Annotated in this window: 4 protein-coding genes and 1 pseudogene; 4 read left to right on the forward strand and 1 reads right to left on the reverse strand. The window is 72.0% G+C overall.

Annotated elements, in window-relative coordinates; genetic code table 11:
- The 4 genes from EYA84_RS28945 to EYA84_RS28960 all read left to right on the forward strand — a co-directional run.
- Positions 1 to 306: hypothetical protein (locus tag EYA84_RS28945; protein ID WP_131057166.1), on the forward strand; the 306-nt coding region annotated here is incomplete at its 5' end.
- Positions 303 to 707, forward strand: coding sequence for a roadblock/LC7 domain-containing protein (locus tag EYA84_RS28950; protein ID WP_131057168.1), 405 nt, complete (start codon positions 303 to 305; stop codon positions 705 to 707). The genes EYA84_RS28945 and EYA84_RS28950, both read left to right, overlap by 4 nt.
- Positions 708 to 807: 100 nt before the next feature.
- Entirely contained in the window at positions 808 to 1,185 is a 378-nt protein-coding gene (locus EYA84_RS28955; RefSeq protein ID WP_131057170.1) for a DUF742 domain-containing protein, read from the forward strand.
- Position 1,186: 1 nt separating this feature from the next.
- Positions 1,187 to 1,780 carry an ATP/GTP-binding protein gene (locus EYA84_RS28960; protein WP_117228677.1) on the forward strand — a complete coding sequence of 198 codons (594 nt, stop codon included), beginning with the start codon at positions 1,187 to 1,189 and terminating at the stop codon, positions 1,778 to 1,780.
- Between the two features lie 427 nt (positions 1,781 to 2,207).
- Here EYA84_RS28960 and EYA84_RS28965 read toward each other — a convergent pair.
- Positions 2,208 to 3,480 (reverse strand): annotated as a pseudogene (locus tag EYA84_RS28965) (transposase); the annotation flags it as partial.

Below are 3,480 nucleotides of genomic sequence, written 5' to 3' on the forward strand. Positions count from 1 at the left end.
GAGAATAAGAGACAGAGCCAGGCGCCGTCGGCGGCCGCCACCACGCAGACCGGGCTGCCGAAGCGGACGCCGATGGCCCAGCTTGTGCCGGGTGCGGTCGAGAAGCCGGCGGCCACGGTGCAGAAACGCAACCCCGAGTCGGTGCGCGGTCTGCTCTCCGCCTACCACCGGGGTGTCCAACGGGGACGTAACCACCCGTCGGACAGCAACCCGACCGGCCCGGAGGGAACTTCGGGCGGGCAGCAATCCTCGCAGTCTGGCTCAGGCCCGGTGGCCGGGAGCGGGCAGAAGGAGCAAGAAGGATGACTAGTACGCAGGATCTCGGTTGGCTGTTGGCCAACTTCGCCGATCGGGTACCCGGTGTCGCGCACGCGGTCGCCGTCTCCGCGGACGGCCTGCTCCTGGCGTCGTCACGAGACCTTCCGCGGGACCGGGCGGACCAGCTGGCGGCCATTGCCTCCGGCCTGGTCAGCCTGACCCAGGGTGCCGCCCGCTGTTTCGAGGGAGGGGCGGTGCTGCAGACCGTGGTCGAGATGGACAACGGCTTCCTGTTCCTGATGTCGATCTCCGACGGCTCGTCGTTCGCGGTCCTCGCCGCGCGTGCCAGCGACGTGGGACAGGTCGGGTACGAGATGGCTCTGCTCGTGGACCGGGTGGGCGATGCGCTGACTCCGGCGCCACGTACCGCCGTCGGGATGATGGGCTGAGCGTCGCGCCAGCCGGTGGGGCGGGTGAGGCGCGAACACGACTTACGAGGAGTAGCGCCGGTGCGAGCCGGTGCCGGGGACGAAGGAGGTGAGCGGCGACATGGCCGATCGTGACGAGCCGACCGGCGCTTTGGTCCGTCCATACGCCGTGACCCGCGGTCGTACCCGTCCTCGCCTCGACATCGCCCTGGAGGCGCTGGTCGAGACCACGGTGCGCGGTCGGGCCGTTGCCACAGGCAACGGCGGGCAAGGCCGAGAGCACCAGTACATCGCTGCGCTGTGTGACGGACGTGTGCAGTCGCTCGCTGAGATCGCGGCGCGTATGCAACTTCCGCTCGGCGTGGCCCGGGTGCTCATCGCCGACATGGCGACGGACGGCCTGGTCGCTATCCACGAGCCGACCATCCTGGACGACTCGGACGACGCGGTGGGCACTGAATTGCTGGAGAGGGTGCTGAGTGGACTTCGCAGGCTCTGACATGTCGCACCGTCCGCCGACCCCGAGCGGGCGCGTGACGTCGGCGAAGATCGTTATCGCCGGTGGATTTGGCGTCGGCAAGACGACGCTGGTCGGCTCGGTCTCGGAGATCACGCCGCTGACCACCGAGGCCATCATGACGTCCGCCGGTGTCGGCGTCGACGACACCCGGCAGGTGCCGGGTAAGACGACGACCACGGTGGCCATGGACTTCGGTCGTATCTCGATCGATCGTGACCTGATCCTGTACCTCTTCGGTACGCCGGGTCAGACCCGTTTCTGGTTCATGTGGGATGAACTGGTCCGGGGCGCGATCGGCGCGGTCGTGCTGGTGGACACCCGCCGGTTGGCGGACTGCTTCGCGGCGATCGACTTCTTCGAGCACCGGCGGCTGCCGTACCTGGTGGCCATCAACTGCTTCGACGGCATGCAGTACCACGATCCGCAGGACGTCCGGGAGGCGCTCGCTATCTCCAGCGACGTGCCGGTGGTGGCCTGCGACGCCCGGAACCGCGAGTCGACGAAGCACGTGCTGATCTCGTTGGTCGAGTACGTGCTCACGATGCGCCGTACCCGGGCCGTCGCTCCCGCCTGACGATCGGCTGCCGCGCCCGGTGCCGACCAGGAGGGCACCGGGCGCGCAATGCTGTCCGCAGCCCGGCCGGAGGTTCGGCGGCTCGGTCGGGGCCGCCCGGCCGACCGCTCAGCTCGGGCGGTTCCAGGCCACGTCGGGTGGACCGCGAGACTGCGCAGCGTGCGTGTGGCGGCTCCGGAGCGGGCTGATGTCCCCGGGACCACCACGGCGTCCGATCGGGCCGTCACGGCGCGCTGGGCGGCGTGGATGACGCCGGCGAATGACACGGGGAGCCCTACCGTGCGGACCACCTCCACCCCGGCGGCACGCGGTGCACGATCATGACCTGCGGGGTTGGTGCGTTGGTCATGCACACGCCCGGTCGACTCGATGTCGAATCAACCGGGCGTGGGTGAAAAAACGCAGGTGAGCGGGGTTGTGGCAGGCGTCAGGACCGGTAGCCGGCGGAACGGTACTCGTACTCCCGGTCGTCGTCGCGCTCGCCGGAGTCCCGGGTGAAGTCCCAGCCACCGGCGGACTCCCGGCCCGGTCGCCCGCCGACCGCGAAACCGCCGATCTCCTGCCCGCGACGCCAGCCGCGGAAGTAGCCGGTGGTGTTCTCGGCCAGGCTGGCCGCGTCCCGGACGATGCGCAGCGGACGCTCCTCGCGCAGCGGCGAGCCGGGCACGAGGTTGGCCTGCGGCACCCGCTTGGGCAACCCGGCCCCGGTCTCGGCACCCACCGCCGGACGGGCGGCCTGCTCGGCGGCCTCCCAACCGGTGTCGGCCAGGCTGGACCACTCCAGGTCGGCGCTCTCGCCGTGCCCGACGAACCAGGCGGACCTGGCCTGAGCAAAGATCAACAGGTCGCCGTCGCCCTCGTCGGGGACGGGCGGCGGCCGGTGCTCCACCGGCGGCTCCGCGCGGCGCGCCGGCGGGGTGAGGTCCAACCGCTCCACCGGACGCCCGCCACGTGCCGGGTCACCCCGGTCGACCAGCCGCAGCGGCGGGGTCTCCTGGGCCGACTCGGCGGAGCTGCGCAGGGCACGGTCGGCCAGCGGCGGCGGCTCGACCAGTCGCAGCACCGGCGGCTCGGGCGGCAGGTCGTCGGCGAGCCACGGCGGGGTCACCCGACGCTCCGCACCGAGGTCGGCGGGGGGCTGCGGTGCTTCGTGCCGCTTCCGGTCGTCGTAGGCGGAGGTGACCACCGGATTGAGCGGCGAGGTGACGTCCGCCGGGTTCTCCGGGTTGTTCACCAGCGGCCAGTTGGCCCGCGACCCCGGGGGTGCCGTCGGCTCCTGATCGGGTCGGGGCGCCGGCACCGGAACGCTGAGGTCGGTGGCGCTGAACCCGCCGGTCGGCGGTTCGCCGTTGGTCTTCGGACGCGGCGGGATGATCGTGCGCTGCCGTTCGGCCCGCGCGCTGTTGATCGCTGCGGTGGTGAGTGTCGGCCGGAACGGTTCGCCGGCCTCGGCGGGCGGCACCGTCCCGCGCTGCGAGGGCGCGATCGGCGTGATGCCGGGCGGCGGCGGGGGCGGCGTCGAGATCGGACGGTTCGTCGGGCCGTCGATGCGCGACGGGCCGGGCTCGGCGTGCGTCGACGGCGCGGAGACGGGCGGGCCGGACATCGCAGCCGGCGTCAGCGGCATGGGTGCGACGGGCGGCGGTGCGACCGGTGCCGGGGCGACCGGCGGGTGGACGACCGGATCTACTGGTCGCGGC

The organism is Verrucosispora sp. SN26_14.1, from assembly GCF_004307965.1.
Lineage (GTDB): Bacteria > Actinomycetota > Actinomycetes > Mycobacteriales > Micromonosporaceae > Micromonospora.